At 41.8% G+C, this 18,242-nt stretch carries 14 protein-coding genes; 3 read left to right on the top strand and 11 right to left on the bottom strand.

Annotated elements, in window-relative coordinates; all coding sequences use genetic code 11:
* Position 1: 1 nt before the first annotated feature.
* Positions 2-943, bottom strand: a complete 942-nt coding sequence (gene exbB / locus FVA69_RS03415) for a tonB-system energizer ExbB (protein WP_004914664.1) — start codon at positions 941-943, stop codon at positions 2-4.
* 413 nt (positions 944-1,356) lie between these two features.
* Here exbB and metC point away from each other — a divergent pair, with 413 nt between their 5' ends.
* A complete protein-coding gene (gene metC / locus FVA69_RS03410) occupies positions 1,357-2,541 on the top strand; it encodes a cystathionine beta-lyase (protein ID WP_110731399.1) in 1,185 nt (394 codons plus the stop codon).
* 163 nt (positions 2,542-2,704) lie between these two features.
* On the top strand, positions 2,705-3,382 hold the full coding sequence (locus FVA69_RS03405) for a DedA family protein (RefSeq protein WP_004914669.1): 678 nt from the start codon (positions 2,705-2,707) through the stop codon (positions 3,380-3,382).
* Between the two features lie 57 nt (positions 3,383-3,439).
* Here FVA69_RS03405 and FVA69_RS03400 read toward each other — a convergent pair whose 3' ends face one another.
* The 9 genes from FVA69_RS03400 to ribF all read right to left on the bottom strand — a co-directional run bounded on the left by FVA69_RS03400 (position 3,440) and on the right by ribF (position 16,391).
* Positions 3,440-4,462, bottom strand: a complete 1,023-nt coding sequence (locus tag FVA69_RS03400; RefSeq protein ID WP_164528423.1) for a MerR family transcriptional regulator — start codon at positions 4,460-4,462, stop codon at positions 3,440-3,442.
* Positions 4,463-4,664: 202 nt separating this feature from the next.
* Positions 4,665-7,886, bottom strand: coding sequence for a carbamoyl-phosphate synthase large subunit (gene carB / locus FVA69_RS03395; RefSeq protein WP_109911863.1), 3,222 nt, complete (start codon positions 7,884-7,886; stop codon positions 4,665-4,667).
* A gap of 15 nt (positions 7,887-7,901) precedes the next feature.
* Positions 7,902-9,065, bottom strand: coding sequence for a glutamine-hydrolyzing carbamoyl-phosphate synthase small subunit (gene carA, locus FVA69_RS03390; RefSeq protein WP_164528422.1), 1,164 nt, complete (start codon positions 9,063-9,065; stop codon positions 7,902-7,904).
* Positions 9,066-9,511: 446 nt separating this feature from the next.
* On the bottom strand, positions 9,512-10,333 hold the full coding sequence (gene dapB, locus FVA69_RS03385) for a 4-hydroxy-tetrahydrodipicolinate reductase (RefSeq protein WP_109911861.1): 822 nt from the start codon (positions 10,331-10,333) through the stop codon (positions 9,512-9,514).
* 290 nt (positions 10,334-10,623) lie between these two features.
* The gene (gene ispH / locus FVA69_RS03380; RefSeq protein ID WP_004914678.1) at positions 10,624-11,577 is read right to left on the bottom strand and encodes a 4-hydroxy-3-methylbut-2-enyl diphosphate reductase; all 954 of its coding nucleotides are present in this window, start codon (positions 11,575-11,577) and stop codon (positions 10,624-10,626) included.
* Positions 11,558-12,028 (bottom strand): FKBP-type peptidyl-prolyl cis-trans isomerase, encoded by a 471-nt coding sequence (fkpB, locus tag FVA69_RS03375; protein ID WP_004905629.1) that lies wholly within the window; start codon positions 12,026-12,028, stop codon positions 11,558-11,560. Before fkpB ends, ispH begins: the two co-directional genes overlap by 20 nt.
* Before the next feature lie 82 nt (positions 12,029-12,110).
* Positions 12,111-12,614, bottom strand: coding sequence for a signal peptidase II (gene lspA / locus FVA69_RS03370; protein ID WP_109911860.1), 504 nt, complete (start codon positions 12,612-12,614; stop codon positions 12,111-12,113).
* Positions 12,614-15,424 carry an isoleucine--tRNA ligase gene (ileS, locus tag FVA69_RS03365; RefSeq protein WP_004914683.1) on the bottom strand — a complete coding sequence of 937 codons (2,811 nt, stop codon included), beginning with the start codon at positions 15,422-15,424 and terminating at the stop codon, positions 12,614-12,616. Before ileS ends, lspA begins: the two co-directional genes overlap by 1 nt.
* Positions 15,425-15,452: 28 nt before the next feature.
* The gene (ribF, locus tag FVA69_RS03360) at positions 15,453-16,391 is read right to left on the bottom strand and encodes a bifunctional riboflavin kinase/FAD synthetase (protein ID WP_109911859.1); all 939 of its coding nucleotides are present in this window, start codon (positions 16,389-16,391) and stop codon (positions 15,453-15,455) included.
* A gap of 589 nt (positions 16,392-16,980) precedes the next feature.
* Here ribF and rpsT point away from each other — a divergent pair.
* Positions 16,981-17,241, top strand: a complete 261-nt coding sequence (gene rpsT, locus FVA69_RS03355) for a 30S ribosomal protein S20 (RefSeq protein ID WP_004914688.1) — start codon at positions 16,981-16,983, stop codon at positions 17,239-17,241.
* 54 nt (positions 17,242-17,295) lie between these two features.
* Here rpsT and nhaR read toward each other — a convergent pair whose 3' ends face one another.
* Positions 17,296-18,216 (bottom strand): transcriptional activator NhaR, encoded by a 921-nt coding sequence (gene nhaR, locus FVA69_RS03350; RefSeq protein ID WP_004914690.1) that lies wholly within the window; start codon positions 18,214-18,216, stop codon positions 17,296-17,298.
* Between the last annotated feature and the right edge of the window lie 26 nt (positions 18,217-18,242).

The raw sequence follows: 18,242 nt of genomic DNA, 5'->3' as shown, positions 1-18,242 counted from the left end.
ATTACCTTGCTTTGCTATTTGCCAGATCAAGATCACGCCCCAGTAACAATGCGGACTGAGCAGCGACATCTCCTACTTGACCACGATAGTTGTTGATCATACGAGCAAAAATATTATAAATCACAACCGCAGGGATAGCGGCAATAAGACCGATTGCTGTTGCTAATAATGCTTCTGCAATACCTGGCGCAACAACAGCAAGGTTAGTGGTTTGTGAGTGGGCAATCCCGATAAAGCTATTCATGATCCCCCAGACAGTTCCAAATAAACCGACGAATGGAGAAATCGCACCAATAGTAGCCAAATAACCATTGCCACGCCCCATATAACGGCTAATAGCAGCAACAGCCCTTTCTAGGCGGAATGATGTGCGCTCTTTTGTACCTGATAAATCAGAGCTATTCGCTGATAAAGCTCGCTCAGTAACAGCTTCATTTAATAACATACGAGTAATGCTATTTGCTTTGAAGCCTTCTGCAATACTGACCGCCTCATCAAGTGATTTTACCTCAGCAATCGCTTTCGCTTCTGCTTTTAAGCGACGGCGAGCAACTAAAATCTCCAAACCTTTTGAGAAAAATAGCGCCCATGTAATAACAGAAGCAATCACCAAACCAATCATAACGGTTTTAACCACGTTATCTGCATTTTGGTACATTCCCCAAACAGATAAGTCTTGATCAAAACCTCCTGTTGGTGCTTCTGTTGCAATTTCAATGTTTTCATTAACAACTGTTGTGTTCACAGCTTCGCCTTGTACAGGCTCAGCGGGTACTGATGCAACTTCAGCACTTGGTGTTGTTGTTGGTGCAGCCGGGTTTACTGCCGGTTGTGTTGATGGTGTATTTTGAGACGCAGCTGGTGTTGTTGCAGGTGTGGTTTCAGCGACTGCCGTACCCATCAAGCCGAACGCCAATAGAATAGAAGCTGTTAGTTTACGCATCAGTTGGCCTTTACTCTCTTTTTAGTGTTGTATAATAAAATTCATATCGATGATTGTGCCATTCATCGACTAACCTTTAAAAGCGAAATTTGACTCGCGCTGTCCGTCTCTTTTCAAAAAGACGGTGCTGATGATATCAAACACAGCGCGAATTGATAGTAATTATCATTAGTATTCGCGATTTTTTTATATTTTTTTGCGTTTAGACAAACATGTCCTTCTCTATTATGCGGTTATTTTCCTTAATAATTCATAGCTCAATTAAGTGTTCATACGCAACCTGAGAAAATGAGACTTACCTATGAATTGAAAGTTGAAGAATACTCAGGTTACATTTCTATCAGGATCATTTAACGTCTTAGTATAAATCACCTTTGAGTTTAACTAGTTCACATCCTGTGTAGGGAAAAATCATGGCAGACATAAAACCTGAAACACAATTAGTTCATATTGGGCGAAACCCTAAATACACACAAAAAGGAGTAAACCCCGTTATTCAACGAGCTTCTTCTATTATTTTTGATACGCTTGAAGAAAAACGACATGCAACTCGCCATCGTGCAAATAACGTACTATTTTATGGACGCCGTGGTACGCAAACACATTTTGCTTTCCAAGAAGCCATGACAGAATTAGAAGCAGGTGCAGGTTGTGTCCTTTACCCTTCAGGTGCTGCCGCAATTACCAATGCCATTTTGTCCTTTATCTCTGCAGGCGAACATATCCTTGTTACCGGTTCAGCTTATGACCCAACCCAAAATTTTTGCGACAATATTCTCACTAAGTTAAATGTCCAAACCACGTATTTTGATCCCCTAATCGGAACGGGGATTGCTGATTTAATACAATCCAATACACGTATTGTATTCTTAGAATCCCCCGGCTCTATCACCATGGAAGTTCATGACTTACCTGCAATCGTAAAAGCTATACGTGCTAAATCGCCTGAAATTGTCATTATGATTGATAACACTTGGGCTGCGGGCGTCTTACTTAAACCATTATTATTTGATGTTGACGTTTCAATCCAATCAGCAACTAAATATATCAATGGCCATTCCGACGGAATGCTCGGCCTTGCTGTGGCAAACCAACGCTGTATTGAAACATTACGTGAAAATTCTTATCTCTTAGGTCAAACAGCTGACCCAGACACTGTTTATATGGCTAATCGTGGCCTGCATACATTACCGACTCGATTAAAACAGCATCAAATTAATAGCTTACAAGTTGCTAATTGGTTACAGCAACGTCCTGAAGTTGAACAGGTTTTTCACCCGGCACTTGAGAATTCTCCGGGTCATGAATTCTTTATTCGTGATTTTACAGGCTCTAATGGTCTGTTCTCTTTCCAACTAAAATCACGCTTAACCACGGAGCAATTTACCGCTTTTCTTGATAATTTTAATCATTTTAAAATGGGTTATTCATGGGGGGGTTTTGAATCGCTGATTTTGGGATACCAAAAAGAAGATTTGCTCAGTATGCGGCAGTATGATTTTTCACCAAAAGAAGGCACCTTCTTCCGAGTGCATATCGGTTTAGAGCACACCGATGATTTAATTCACGACTTACAATTAGCTTTTGAGCGAATTTAATTTGTAGCTTAAATCAAGATGTTAATTGCAGGATAATCATTAAATATTTCCTGCAATTTATCCACTCAATGATTAATTCATCAAACAAATCAAACTTGAACCCTTTTTTTCCTGTAATATAGATGATAAAGAAATTCGCTTTTACGCAGATACAGGAATGATTATGGAAGTCCTACGCGAAATCGTACTGGCACTTTGGCACCACGATTTCCTTAAACTCTCCAACCCTGAAGTGCTTTGGGTTATTTATACCGTACTTTTTGTTGTCATTGTTTTAGAAAATGGCGTTCTTCCCGCCGCTTTCCTACCCGGTGATACCTTGTTGATCCTTTCAGGTGCATTAATTGCCAAAGGGGTCTTACACTTTATTCCCACAATACTATTGCTAACAACAGCAGCCAGTTTAGGTTGCTGGTTAGGTTTTCTACAAGGCCGATGGTTAAGTGAAACCAAGGTTGTGAAACGCTGGTTAGCGCAAATTCCTGAGGAATATCACACCAAAGCAAATAATATGTTTAATAAGCAAGGATTATACGCCCTACTTATCGGCCGCTTCCTTGCATTTGTCAGAACAATATTACCTTTGCTCGCTGGGTTATCTGAATTAAGTCACCGCCGTTTCCAATTTTTTAACTGGCTAAGTGGCTTGTTATGGGTTGGCTTGATTGTCACCTTGGGGTATGCCTTAAACCAAATTCCTTTTGTGAAAGAACATGAGCAAATTGTTATTAGTGCGCTAATGATTATCCCTGTCATCCTACTAATTAGTGGGCTAATTGGTTCAATTGTAATGTATTGGAAACACCGAAAGGCACTCTCTGGTAGCAAAGAAAAATCATAGTATGACCGAGTAATGGCCGCTAATTAGCGGCCATTTGGTTTTATTGATCCATCAAACTTATTGATCCATCAAACTAATAGCAGAAAATAAGTACTGGCCAATTTCTGCTGTCATCCATGTTCCTTGCGAAGTCTTGGGTTCCTCACGATAAATTACCCGAATTCTCTCTTGTAGCTCAGGATCTCCCCCCGTAAACTGGTTGAACATCGCTAACCATGTTTTCGCTAATTGTTGTACTTCGGGTGAGTCTGGGGATTTATGTGCTTTTAATGCATTATATAAACCTGCGATTAATTCGGGCCACGCCTCACCTGAGGAAAAATAATGCTGCTGAACAAAAGCAAATTGCTCCGCGGTTAAATGTGGTTTAAACAGTGATAATTGGTACTCACTAAAACCCTCTGCTACATATTGGATCATTGCAACAGAAATACCTGATGAATAGGCTAACGTGTTATCCGATAAATGAATTCGATTCAATCGTGCAAAGAAATCCGGGTTGCCTCCGGTATCTCTTTCTAATGCCGTCATCCATTCATGTGCAATTTGTTGCACCTCGATAGATTGAGGTGTTACACCTTGTTCCATCAACTTATTTACCGTTGCTATGCGTTGTTGCCACTCTTGGTTTTTCAGCGTGTGCGCCGTATAGAGTGGCAATTGTTCCAATTCTTGAGGGGTAAAATATTTATCAAACATCGACATCATCTCCAATACAGAAAACCAATCAGCCTGAGTTAAACTATTACCTGTTTGCATTTGCTTGTGTAATTGCTCTAATCGATAACGTAATGTCGCCATTTGCTCCATTTGTTCCGTTAATAATGCAATTCGTTCTTGCAGCAAACTCGTCATATCTCCACTCTGGCCATCCAGTAATTCACCGATGTTTTTCAGTTTGACTCCAACCTGCCGTAGCAATTGAATTTGCGTTAAACGCTCTATGCATTGCATGTTGTAAAGCCGATAACCCGCATCGGTTCTTGCAGTTGGTACCAATAAGCCAATTTCTTCATAATGATGCAGTGTACGGATGGTTAATCCTGTTTTTTCCGCAATCTCACCAACTTGAAATAGCATAGGTTCCTCCTGTAATTGCGACCAAGGTTAGTGCCTCACGTTACGTGAGAGTCAATCTCAATTTTGCATTTTTTATTGGAATTATATTTTACCCACAATATCACCAGACAATTATTTTCTCGCTAGCGATAGTTTAAAAGTAGCCATAAAAAAGCCCCAGTAAATTGAATACTGAGGCTTACATAGGTGACTTATTAAATAATTACTTAATTAATGCATGCATTTCTTGTACAGAGATTACTGTATCTGTTGGATCTGCACTGAGCGACATCGTGGTGGCAAAACCGCCATTCAACGTCGTGTCATAGTGAACTTTGTAGCGCAATGCACTGCGACGAATTAATTTTGAGTCTTCAATAGCTTGACGGCCTGCGGTGGTATTCACAATGTAATCATATTCACCATTCTTAATTCTATCTTGAATGTGTGGACGACCTTCATGAACTTTGTTAACGAGGCGCGGATTAATCCCAGCCTCTCCTAACACAATCGCCGTACCGTGAGTAGCATCTAACTCAAAGCCGTGTTTTAACAGCTTAGCGGCTAAATCAACCACACGTGTTTTATCCCCTTCACGAACGGATAACAGTGCACGGCCTGATTTTTTCATCGTCGAGCTACTGCCTAACATCGCTTTAGCAAATGCTTCTGCAAATGTCCGGCCGACACCCATTACTTCACCTGTTGAGCGCATTTCAGGCCCAAGAATTGGGTCAACCCCAGGGAATTTATTAAATGGCAATACGACCTCTTTTACAGAGTAGTATGGTGGAATAACTTCTTCCGTTACTCCTTGCTGTGCCAAGGTTTGCCCTACCATCACTCGCGCTGCAACTTTCGCTAATGGTACACCTGTTGCTTTAGAGACAAAAGGCACAGTTCTTGCGGCACGTGGATTGACTTCAATTAAATAAACTTCGTTATTTTTGACGGCAAACTGCACATTCATCAAGCCACGTACACGTAATTCGAAGGCAAGATTGCGGACTTGTTCGCGCATCACATCTTGAATTTCTTGGCTAAGTGTATATGCAGGTAGTGAACATGCAGAGTCACCAGAGTGCACGCCAGCTTGCTCAATGTGCTCCATGATACCGCCAATCAGCACCATCTCACCGTCACAGATCGCATCTACGTCAACTTCAACTGCGTCGTCTAAGAAGCGATCAAGTAGCACTGGCGCATCGTTAGAAACGCTCACCGCCGTTTGGAAATAGCGACGCAAATCGATTTCATCATATACGATTTCCATTGCACGGCCACCTAACACATAGGATGGGCGAACAACCAGTGGATAACCAATAACAGCTGCTTTTTCAACTGCTTGCTCAATAGCAGTGACAGTTGCATTCTGTGGCTGCTTTAAGTTCAAGCGATTAACGGCCTGCTGGAAACGTTCACGGTCTTCTGCGCGGTCAATGGCATCTGGGCTCGTACCAATAACAGGAACACCCGCAGCTTCCAACGCTCTAGCTAATTTTAATGGTGTTTGACCACCATACTGCACAATCACACCTTTTGGCTGCTCGATGCGTACAATTTCCAGCACATCTTCAAGAGTGACAGGTTCGAAATAGAGACGGTCTGACGTGTCGTAATCGGTTGAAACAGTTTCTGGGTTACAATTCACCATAATGGTTTCATAGCCGTCTTCACGTAACGCTAGAGATGCATGTACACAGCAATAGTCAAATTCAATCCCTTGCCCAATTCGGTTTGGCCCACCGCCTAATACCATCACCTTCGGTTTAGCATTATTTGGGTTTGACTCACACTCATCTTCGTATGTGGAATACATATAAGCCGTGTCTGTTGCAAACTCTGCCGCACAGGTATCAACACGTTTATAAACGGGATGTAAATCATAGCCTTGACGTAGTTTGCGTAGTTCTGCTTCAGAAACACCGACTAAACTTGCCAGACGTGCATCTGCAAATCCTTTACGCTTAAGTACACGTAAGAAGTCCTTAGTTAGGCCATTGATGCCTAATTCAGCCACTTCTTCTTCTAAACGCACCAATTCTTCGATTTGCACTAAGAACCAGCGGTCAATATTGGTTAAATTGAAAACACCATCAACAGAAAGACCGGCACGGAACGCATCCGCGATAAACCAGATACGTTCTCCACCTGCATCTTTTAACTCACGACGGATGCGAGTTAGTGCTTCAGGGTCTTCTTGGGCCACTTTCGGGTCGAAGCCTGTTGCGCCTACTTCTAAGCCACGTAATGCTTTTTGCATTGATTCTTGGAATGTGCGACCAATAGCCATCACTTCGCCGACAGATTTCATTTGCGTTGTTAGTCGATCATTCGTGCCCGCAAATTTTTCAAAGTTAAAACGTGGAATTTTTGTCACAACATAGTCAATGGAAGGCTCAAATGATGCCGGAGTACGGCCACCAGTGATGTCATTCATTAGCTCATCAAGGGTATAACCCACTGCTAATTTTGCCGCAATTTTTGCAATTGGGAAGCCCGTCGCTTTAGAAGCAAGCGCTGATGAGCGCGAAACCCGTGGGTTCATTTCAATAACAATTAAGCGACCATCTTTAGGGTTTACCGCAAATTGAACATTAGAGCCGCCCGTTTCAACGCCGATTTCACGCAACACTGCCATCGATGCATCACGCATGATTTGATATTCTTTATCGGTCAATGTCTGAGCAGGAGCTACGGTGATAGAATCCCCCGTGTGGATCCCCATGGCATCGAAGTTTTCAATGGAACAAACGATAATACAGTTGTCTTTTTTATCGCGGACAACTTCCATTTCGTATTCTTTCCAGCCAATGAGCGATTCATCAATCAATAATTCGTTAGTAGGGGACAAATCTAAACCGCGAGTACAGATTTCTTCAAACTCTTCACGGTTGTAGGCAATACCACCACCGGTGCCTCCCATCGTAAATGATGGGCGAATAATACAGGGAAAGCCGACCGCATCTGCAACGGCATATGCCTCTTCCATATTATGTGCAATACCTGAGCGTGCTGTACCCAAGCCGATTTTTTTCATTGCTTTATCAAAACGTTGGCGATCTTCAGCTTTATCGATTGCATCTGCCGTTGCCCCAATCATAGTGACGCCGAACTCGGCTAAAACGCCTTTACGCTCTAATTCAAGCGCACAGTTCAGTGCGGTTTGGCCACCCATGGTTGGTAATACTGCATCTGGGCGCTCTTTTTCGATGATTTTACGCACAACTTCCCAGTGAATCGGCTCGATGTAAGTTGCATCTGCCATTTCTGGGTCAGTCATTATTGTCGCAGGGTTCGAGTTAACTAAGATTACGCGGTAGCCTTCTTCACGCAGTGCTTTACATGCTTGAGCACCTGAGTAGTCAAATTCACATGCTTGGCCAATCACAATCGGGCCGGCACCTAAAATCAGAATGCTTTTTATATCAGTACGTTTTGCCATTTCTTTTGCTCCCGATTATTGTGCGTTTTGACGAGGTGTGTTCTGACGGTATTCATTAATTAATTCAATGAAATGGTCGAATAAATTTGCCGCATCATGTGGCCCTGAACTTGCTTCTGGGTGGCCTTGAAAACTGAATGCTGGTTTATCCGTACGGTGAATACCTTGCAATGTTCCATCAAACAGCGACTTGTGAGTCACTCGCAGTGTGTCGGGAAGTGTCGATTCATCAACAGCAAAACCATGGTTTTGCGCCGTGATCATCACCACATCTTTATCTAAATCTTTAACTGGATGGTTAGCACCATGATGGCCAAACTTCATTTTCATGGTATTAGCGCCACTCGCCAGGGCAAGTAACTGGTGCCCTAAACAGATACCAAATACTGGAATTTCTGTGGTTAAAAATGTTTCAATGGCCTTGATGGCGTAATCGCATGGGGCTGGGTCACCAGGGCCATTCGATAAGAAAATACCATCGGGGTTCATCGCTAATACAGTTTCTGCGGGTGTTGTTGCTGGTACCACCGTTAAACGGCAGCCACGGTCAACTAACATACGTAAAATATTGCGCTTCGCACCGAAGTCATAAGCGACAACATGTAAAGGGAGTTCATCCGCAGTTTTTGCGCCTTGCTGGCCATTTTCCAGCGTCCATGAACCTTGGGACCAGTTATAAATCTCTTTAGTGCAGACTTCTTTTGCTAAATCCAACCCATTCAAACCTGAAAAACTACGCGCTTTTTCCAATGCCAGTGCAACATCTGGGTTATCACCCGCAATGATACAACCGTTTTGAGCGCCTTTTTCTCTCAGTAAACGTGTCAATTTACGTGTATCGATATCTGCAATCGCCACCACATTATGGCGTTTTAGATATTCAGATAACCCTTCTTGCCCGCGGAAGTTACTGTATACCAATGGTAAGTCACGAATGATTAAGCCTTGAGCATGAACATTTGGAGATTCTTCGTCATCAGCATTAGTGCCGACATTACCAATATGGGGATAAGTGAGAGTAACAATTTGGCGGGAATAGGAAGGGTCTGTAATTATTTCTTGATATCCGGTCATCGACGTGTTGAAAACGACTTCTCCAACAGCAGCGCCTTCTGCACCGATAGCACGCCCGTGGAATTGGGTTCCGTCTTCCAGAACCAATATAGCTGACTTAATCAAAACACCCTCCGGAGAATAATAAATCACGTTTTTTGCATATTAATTCAGATTTTGCGATCTAAATCAATGCCAAAATGAGTTTTTAAGCAAATTTTTGGCAAATTGCGCGCATTCTAATGATGAGATAGGGTCTTGTCTAGAAAAAAATGCATTTTTTTCACTTTTATCTTACTTTTTTACTCAACTACCTCGCTTTTAGTTGGATGAGTAGTATAAATCATAGTAAAAATGAATTAGTAAACGGTTGCAAAGTAAGATAACTAGTTTATTGATAATAACTCAGCTAAAAGAAGGAGGGAAGGATAATTAACGAGCAAAACCGAAGATAAAAACAATGAAAAGATAAGGTTATGTTGATTTGAATGCAAATAATTCAAATCAACATAAAATAAATACTTATTAATCGCAATTAACTGATATATAAACAAAAAAATAAATAATAAATACTATAAATCATCAAGATTTAACACATCTTTCATATTATATAACCCACTATTTCTAGCACAAACCCAACCTGATGCTTTAATTGCACCATTTGCAAAGGTCATGCGGCTAGAGGCTTTGTGAGTAATTTCAACTCGTTCCCCGATATCTGCAAACATGGCGGTATGTTCACCCACAATATCCCCAGCTCGGATAGTTGCAAAACCAATGGTTCCAGGTTCTCGCTCTCCTGTGTAGCCTTCACGGGTGTATACGGCACACTCTTTTAAATTTTTACCCAGCGCGCTAGCAATAGATTCCCCCATAGCTAAAGCAGTACCTGATGGCGCATCCACTTTATGGCGGTGATGAGCTTCAACAATTTCAATATCCGTGTAATTTCCCATTACTTTTGCTGCTTTTTCCAGTAATTTCAGTACGACATTGACGCCAACACTGAAATTTGCTGCAAAGACAATAGGAATAGATTTCGCAGCTTCGGCAATGGCTTGCTTCCCTTGCTCATCAAACCCTGTCGTACCAATGACCATGGCTTTTTGGTTGGCTTTACAAAATGCTAAGTAATGCAATGTGCCTTCTGGACGCGTAAAATCAATAACCACATCAAAATCATTAACAACTTGGTCAAGTGAATCAACAATGGAAATACCTAACTTACCGATACCTGCGAGTTCACCTGCATCGGTTCCGATAAGTGATGATCCTTCACGCTCAATCGCTGCCCCCAATTGAATTCCATCTTGTTGTTGTGCGGCTTGGATTAGCTGGCGTCCCATACGTCCACCTGCACCAACTATTGCGACACGTACCACTGAATTTGCCATGGTTTATCCTTTTTTAATTAATGCAAATATATAAATTTGAACTGTTGTTTAGGATAAAAAGGCTATTTTTACCCACAGTTTAGAAATGATTGTGATACAGATTAACTATCCTGACTGTATTCTGCTAGCAAAAATGCAGAGTTATTAACAAAAGCGTAGAAAGCATAGAGATTATCAGTAAAAGTTTTAATTGAGAGAAAACGCGAAAGGAACAACTTGAATAAAAAGGTTAAAACAGCCGCAAAGATAGGAATGGTAAAGCGGCTGTTCCTGTAATTAAAACCAAATGATTAATTAATCTCTTTAACCTCAACTCTTAATTCTTTAGGGACTTCAAAGACGATATTTTCTTCACGCCCTTGCAATTCAACAACCGAGTCGGCTCCTAACTCTTTAAGTCGATCAATGACTTGCCTAACTAAGATGTCTGGCGCTGATGCCCCCGCAGTTAAGCCGATAATGTTTTTATCTGCTAACCATTCCGTTTTAATATCTTCTGCACCATCAATTAAAAATGCAGGTTTTTGCATGCGCGAAGCTAATTCCGCTAGACGATTTGAGTTTGATGAGTTTTTAGAACCGACGACTAAAACAATATCAGCGCGTTCTGCAAGTTCTCTCGCTGCCTCTTGGCGGTTAGTCGTTGCATAGCAAATATCGTCTTTACGAGGTCCTACAATGCTTGGAAAGCGAGAAGTCAGTGCATCAATAACATCAGAGGTATCATCAACAGAAAGTGTTGTTTGTGTCATGAAAGAGAGATTATTTTCATCTTTCACTTTTAATTTCCAAACATCTTCTGGGCTCTCAACAAGATACATCCCACCTTCAGGGTTACTATATTGGCCCATCGTGCCTTCGACTTCTGGATGCCCGGCATGCCCAATTAAAATAGCTTCTTTGCCTTTACGACTCGCTCGTGCAACTTCCATATGGACTTTCGTCACCAAAGGACAAGTGGCGTCAAATAACATCGTTAGATCGCGAGAACGCGCTTCTTGGCGAATGGCTTGAGAAACGCCATGCGCAGAAAAAATCAAGATTGACCCATCCGGTACTTCTGAGATTTCTTCAATAAAGATAGCACCACGTTGACGTAAATCATCAACAACATAACGGTTATGAACCACTTCGTGACGAACGTAAATCGGAGCACCATATATTTCTAATGCCCTTTCTACGATGCTAATTGCGCGGTCTACGCCAGCACAAAACCCACGAGGGTTAGCCATTAATATTTGCATTGTGATTCTCCAATTGCGGGTCTACTTCAAGCACTTCGATATCAAAACTAATCTGCTGCTCAGCGAGAGGGTGGTTAAAATCAATAGTAATCGACTCACCTTCAATTGATTTTACTACACCTGGCATTTCACTGCCATTCATCGCGGTAAATAGCATTATCGTACCAATTTCAGGAATGCCTGTTTCTATAAAGTCACGCAATGAAAAATATTGAACTAAATCAGGATTATGTTTCCCAAAAACAGTGTCTCCGGGCAGCGAAAAACTTTTCTTTTCACCTTCATTAAGGCCAATCAATTGAGCTTCAAGTTCTGGCGATAAGGAGTCATTCCCTAAAACAAACAACGCAGGCTTTCCTTGTGCATGCGAGGAATCAGCCGTAGAGCCATCTTCCAATTTCAGTGTGAAATGCAGTAAAACAGAGCTCTGCGCCTGTATTTGAGTAGACATAAACCAAACCTATTTATCATAAAATTCAGCCCAGAAAATCTGGGCTGTGAGTTATTACATTCTAACCTAGTGCACTACCATTTTATTTGGCTTTTTCTTGCTTTGATTTATCTGGTAGGAAACCTTCTAAAATCACAAGAGCTGCACCAATACATATCGCCATATCCGCTAGGTTAAATGTCGGCCAATGCCAATTACCGACGTAAAAATCAAGGTAATCGATAACGAAGCCATGGACTAAACGGTCGCTTAAATTACCGATAGCACCACCAATAATCAATGCATATGCAATGTTAGATAGGCGTTTTTGTGCACTTTGGCGATACATCATAACCATTAAGATAACGGAGATCCCAATTGCAATACCTGCAAAGAACCAACGTTGCCATCCGCCTTCATCAGCCAAGAAACTAAATGCCGCGCCAAAATTTTGCGCATACATTATGTTAAAAAATGGCATGATCGGATGCGGTTCGTACAAATTTAGGTCACTAAGCACTAATTGCTTAATGCCTAAATCCGCAACGATGATCACAATGGTTAACCATAACCAACGCAAACCGGTAGAACAAACTGGCGTCTTCATTAAGCAAACTTACGTGTTTCGCCGTTACCGGCTACGTTAGTGACACAGCGACCACAGATTTCTGGTTGCTCGCTTGAAGAACCAATATCACTTGCATAATGCCAGCAACGTGGGCATTTTTCACCCGCTGCTTTACTGAAAGCAATTTTCAGGCCTTTCAATTCACTTTCTTGTGCATCTGCTGGAGCTGTTGCGATATCAGCGACATGGGCTTGTGATGTCAGTAAAACAAAGCGTAATTCATCACCCAAGCTTTGCAGTTTTTCGGCCAGAGCTTTATCCGCATACAATGTCACCGCAGCTTCTAATGAGCCCCCGATAAGCTTATCAGTACGCGCTTGTTCTAAGACCTTATTCACTTCACCACGAACAGCCAATAGCTCAGTCCAGAAGCTGTTGTTCATTTCATTTGATTCATCTAAACCAAACAAACCGTCATACCACTCTTCGGTAAGAACGAATTGAGCGCGTTTTCCTGGTAACTCATTCCAAATTTCATCGGAAGTGAAGGACAGAACTGGAGCCATCCAACGCACTAACGCTTCAACAATATGGAATAACGCAGTTTGGCAACTACGACGCGCTAAACTATCACTTTTCGCCGTATACTGACGGTCTTTGATGATATCCAGATAGAATGACCCCATTTCAATGGAGCAGAAATGCATTAATCTCTGGATAACAGACAAGAAGTCGTATTCATCATAAGCTTTGGCTATTTCTTGCTGAGCTTCTAACGCACGGCTCACCGCCCAACGGTCTAAAACCACCATATCTTCTGGTTTCACCATATCGGTTTCAGGATTGAAACCACTCAGGTTAGCCAGTAAGAAACGTGCAGTATTACGAATACGGCGATATGAATCAGCAGCACGTTTTAAAATTTCATCTGAAACCGCGATTTCGCCAGTATAATCCGTTGATGCAACCCATAAACGTAAGATATCTGCACCCAGTTTATTCATTACATCTTGTGGGCTTACTGTGTTGCCTAAAGATTTAGACATTTTGCGGCCTTGGCCATCAACAGTAAAACCATGTGTCAACACTTGGCGATAAGGTGCTTTCCCTTTCATTGCTGTTGATAACATCAATGATGACATAAACCAGCCACGGTGTTGATCCGACCCTTCAAGGTACATATCCGCTGAATTACCATGGAATTCAGGACGTGCATCAACAACCGCAAAATGCGTTGAGCCTGAATCAAACCACACGTCTAAGGTATCAGGTACTTTACGATATATTTCAGCTTCATCACCCAGAAGCTCGGCAGGGTCAAGATCCCACCATGCTTGGATGCCATCCACTTCAACACGCTTAGCCACTTCTTCCATTAATTCTAACGTGCGAGGATGTAGCTCTTCAGTGTCTTTATGAACAAACAACGACATTGGGGTACCCCAAGTACGCTGACGAGAAATACACCAGTCAGGGCGGTTTTCAACCATAGACTCAATTCGTGCACGTCCCCAACCCGGGATCCATTGAACAATATCAATTTCTTTCAGAGATTGTTCACGTAAGCCGTTTTTATCCATGCCGATAAACCACTGTGGCGTAGCACGGAAGATAACTGGAGTCTTATGGCGCCAGCAACATGGGTAGCTGTGTTGAATCGCTTGTTTGTACAGTAACGCACCTTTTTCGTTCAATAATTCAACGATAAGGTCATTAGCTTTAAAAATAAATACACCATCTAATGTTGGGTAAGTATTTGGTAAGAAGCAGCCATCTGGGCCCACAGGATTAGCCGTTTCTAAGCCATATTTCTGCCCGACAACATAGTCTTCAGGGCCGTGGCCTGGTGCGGTATGAACAGCCCCCGTACCTGCGTCTAATGTCACGTGATCGCCCAAAATAGCAGGAACATCAAAGCCCATAAATGGGTGCTGGAAGCGCAACAATTCTAATGCTGAACCTTCGCATTCACCAAGAACTTCCCATGCGGTGATACCCGCAGTTTTCATCACGTCTTCAACAAGGTCAGCAGCTAAAATGACTAACTCACCATTTGCATCGACCAAGTTATATTTGAATTCAGGATTTAATGAAATTGCACGGTTTGCTGGCAATGTCCAAGGTGTCGTTGTCCAAATAACCAGCGACGGAGTTTTGTCACTTGCCACACCAAATTTTTCGCACACGGTTTTGCCATCTACCGCAGGGAATCGAACATAGATAGATGGCGAGGTTTTATCATAATATTCGACTTCAGCTTCCGCTAATGAAGAACCGCAAGCTGTACACCAGTGAACAGGTTTTGCCCCTTTCACTAAATGGCCGTTTGCAATAGTTTTCGCCAATGCTCGAATAATGTGAGCCTCGGTTTTAAAATCCATTGTTAGATAAGGTTTATCCCACTCACCTAAAACACCAAGACGCATGAAATCAGCTTTTTGACCTTCAATTTGCTCTTTAGCGTATTGACGGCATTGTGCACGAAATTCAGCGGCAGAAACTTTTTCCCCTGGCTTACCGACGATTTGTTCAACTTTATGTTCAATCGGTAATCCATGGCAGTCCCAACCTGGGATGTATGGGGAATCATAACCCGCCAACCCTTTGGACTTAATAATAATATCTTTGAGAATTTTGTTAACTGAGTGACCAATATGAATACTGCCGTTAGCATACGGAGGACCATCGTGCAGAATAAAGGTTTTCTTGCCCGATTTTGCTTTACGGATTGCCTGATACAAACCTTCTTTGTACCAGCGCTCTAACATCTGTGGTTCGCGTTTAGCGAGATCGCCACGCATTGGGAACCCTGTTTCTGGTAGATTCAGGGTATTTTTATAGTCACTCATCGATTCTCAGTTCCAATTTTCCGCTAAATTATCTGATTCCTATTGCAGTAAGATACTCTCTCGCTGCAATTACATCATTAGCAATTTGCTCCTTAAGCGCTTCCAACGAAGCAAACCGCTGCTCATCACGTAATTTCTTACGTAACACTACATCGATATGACGCCCATATAAATCCATATTTGCATCAATCAGATGAACTTCTAACTGTGTTCCTTTTCCAGATACAGTCGGACGTGTGCCAATATTTGCCACACCAGGTAGAGGCTTATCACCTAAACCGTAAACTTCTACAGCATACACACCAGTAACTGGTGTGACTAAACGTTTTAACGGTAGGTTTGCTGTTGGAAAACCTATTGTTCTGCCAAGTTGATTACCATGAACCACTCGCCCGCTAATACGATAAGAATGCCCTAATAGGCTTTCAGCTAATTCAAGATTGTTTTCTTGAATCGCTTTTCGTATCGCCGTACTGCTAATACGAAGCCCTGAATCACAGAAGCTTTCTGTATCTGCAACTTCAAAACCGAATTCATCACCCGCCTGTTGTAAAAAAGTAAAATCCCCCATGCGATTTTTCCCAAAGCGGAAATCATCACCTATAGCGAGATACTTTACCCCAAGCTTACTGACAAGTAAGTCAGCAACAAACTCAGCGGGTGTTAATGATGCAAAGTGCTGGTTAAATTCAACACATAAGAGGTAATCAATACCACTGTCTGCAAGATATTTAACTTTGTCTCGCAAGCGTGTCAAACGCGCAGGCGCTTTGTCACCAATAAAAAATTCAAGGGGCTGTGGCTCAAATATCATCACGACAGTTGGTAACCCTAACTGCGCTCCCTTAAGTTTCAAATTTTGAAGCAAAACCTGATGCCCACGATGGACACCATCAAAATTACCGATAGTCAGCACGCAACCATGATGGCACGCCCGGATATTCTGTATACCGCGAATTAGCTCCATAACAGGCTCAATACCGAGGAAATTGCAGGATTATACCTTGTACGACGCATAAGGTTAACCTTAGTTCGCAAAAGGTTTCATTAAACCCTATTTTTTTGATCTCTACACGATTTATTAACCACTATTTTTATGCAATTAGTGGGTTATTACGCTCCTCAAACAGAGCAATTAGATTCGAACATCAAAAACTTTGGGGTAACCAATGGATTATCAATACAACAAATTTGTTCCAAGGTCTCTAAAAATATTATATTTTTATGTTTTATACTTCAATGGTTATAACCTCGTGGTCAAAAAGAACAAAAAACAACCATAACATGCTTGGTTTTCATACTACCCACTGATTGATAAACTAAAAAATATTTTTCGCCTTAATTCTTTTTAAATTTCTGCCATCAATTACGCATTTTTTCACGCTAAGATCTGTATTCTTCTTATATTTGCTGATAGAATCTTGCACCATTCACAGCGCATGAGCATCGAAGTACACGATGTTTATTTGCACAAATCCATTGACAAATGAAGGGCGAAAGGGCATATTCCTCGACCTTTGAATTGTCCTCAATAGAATACATTTGGGAGTTGGACCTTGGCTAATATCAAATCAGCTAAGAAACGTGCCGTTCAGTCAGAGAAACGTCGCCAGCATAACGCTAGCCGTCGCTCTATGGTACGTACTTTTATCAAGAAAGTTTACCTTGCTATCGCTGCAGGCGATAAAGAAGCTGCTCAGAAAGCATTCAATGACATGCAACCTATTGTTGATCGCCATGCTACTAAAGGCCTGATCCACAAAAATAAAGCAGCACGTCATAAAGCTAACTTAGTTGCTCAAATCAAAGCAATGTAATTTTGCTTCTTGATTAGCTTAAAAAACCGGCTTATGCCGGTTTTTTATTTGTCGTTATTTTTTATCTAAGCTATCAAGCGGAACTGAAAATAAATCTGAAAAATCTTTATTACACACTCGCTGTACTGCTGGGTGCTGTATCATTCTCTCTGCAAAAATAACGTAATATTCTTCTTTTACGCTCTCTAAACGGCCTAACTCTACAATGTCTTCGCCACCTAGAAGATCAGGTGTATACTGCGATGGAGCTACAAAAATCGCGTTATAATGCATACCAAATGCTTTCATAAGCGCCGCATCATCAAACTCACCTAACACTTCAACTTGCAGATTTTTATTTCGTATCCAAGCTAAGATATGCCTACCTAACAAATATCGCCGCCCAGGAATTAATAAACGACGTTCCTCTAAACATTCAGGGAATGGCTTTTTAGGGATTGGCTGACGACAAAAGAAACTCATATTACACTCGCCCAATTTCACCGAAAATAAGCCTTCTTGCTGCGATGAGTCAACTGGGCAGTCAGACAAAATCATGTCCAATTTATGTTGGCTGAGCTGTTCTAATAGCAATTCATGTGTTGATTCAAAACAACGCAAATGAATTTGTTCATGCTCTACAACTGTAGTTTCTAATATTTTACTAACTAACTGTTTTGATAGGGTATCCGCAACCCCGACGTCAAACAGTAAATTAGATTCGCGGCTGTAATTAACGATATCTAGCATTTCTTGGCTAAGCATGAACATTTTATCTGCATAGCGAAAAATTAATTGCCCAAGCTCAGATGGCACCAAACCTCGCCCCTGCCTTTTGAATAATTTTCCACCTAATCGTTCTTCCAATGCTTTTATTTGCCCTGTAATTGTCTGAGGAGTCAGGTAAAGCGCTTCTGCTGCTCCGACGACAGAGCCTTCTTTACATACATGCCAGAAGTAGTAAAGATGGTTAAAATTAAGATGTGAAACCCGCATATCGATTCCTTTTGTACCGTCACTAG

Origin of the sequence: Providencia sp. PROV004 (genome assembly GCF_011045615.1) — a bacterium.
Taxonomy (GTDB): domain Bacteria; phylum Pseudomonadota; class Gammaproteobacteria; order Enterobacterales; family Enterobacteriaceae; genus Providencia; species Providencia rettgeri.
The sequence above is the reverse complement of the archived record's forward strand: the minus strand, read 5'-3'. Positions and strand labels throughout refer to the sequence as shown.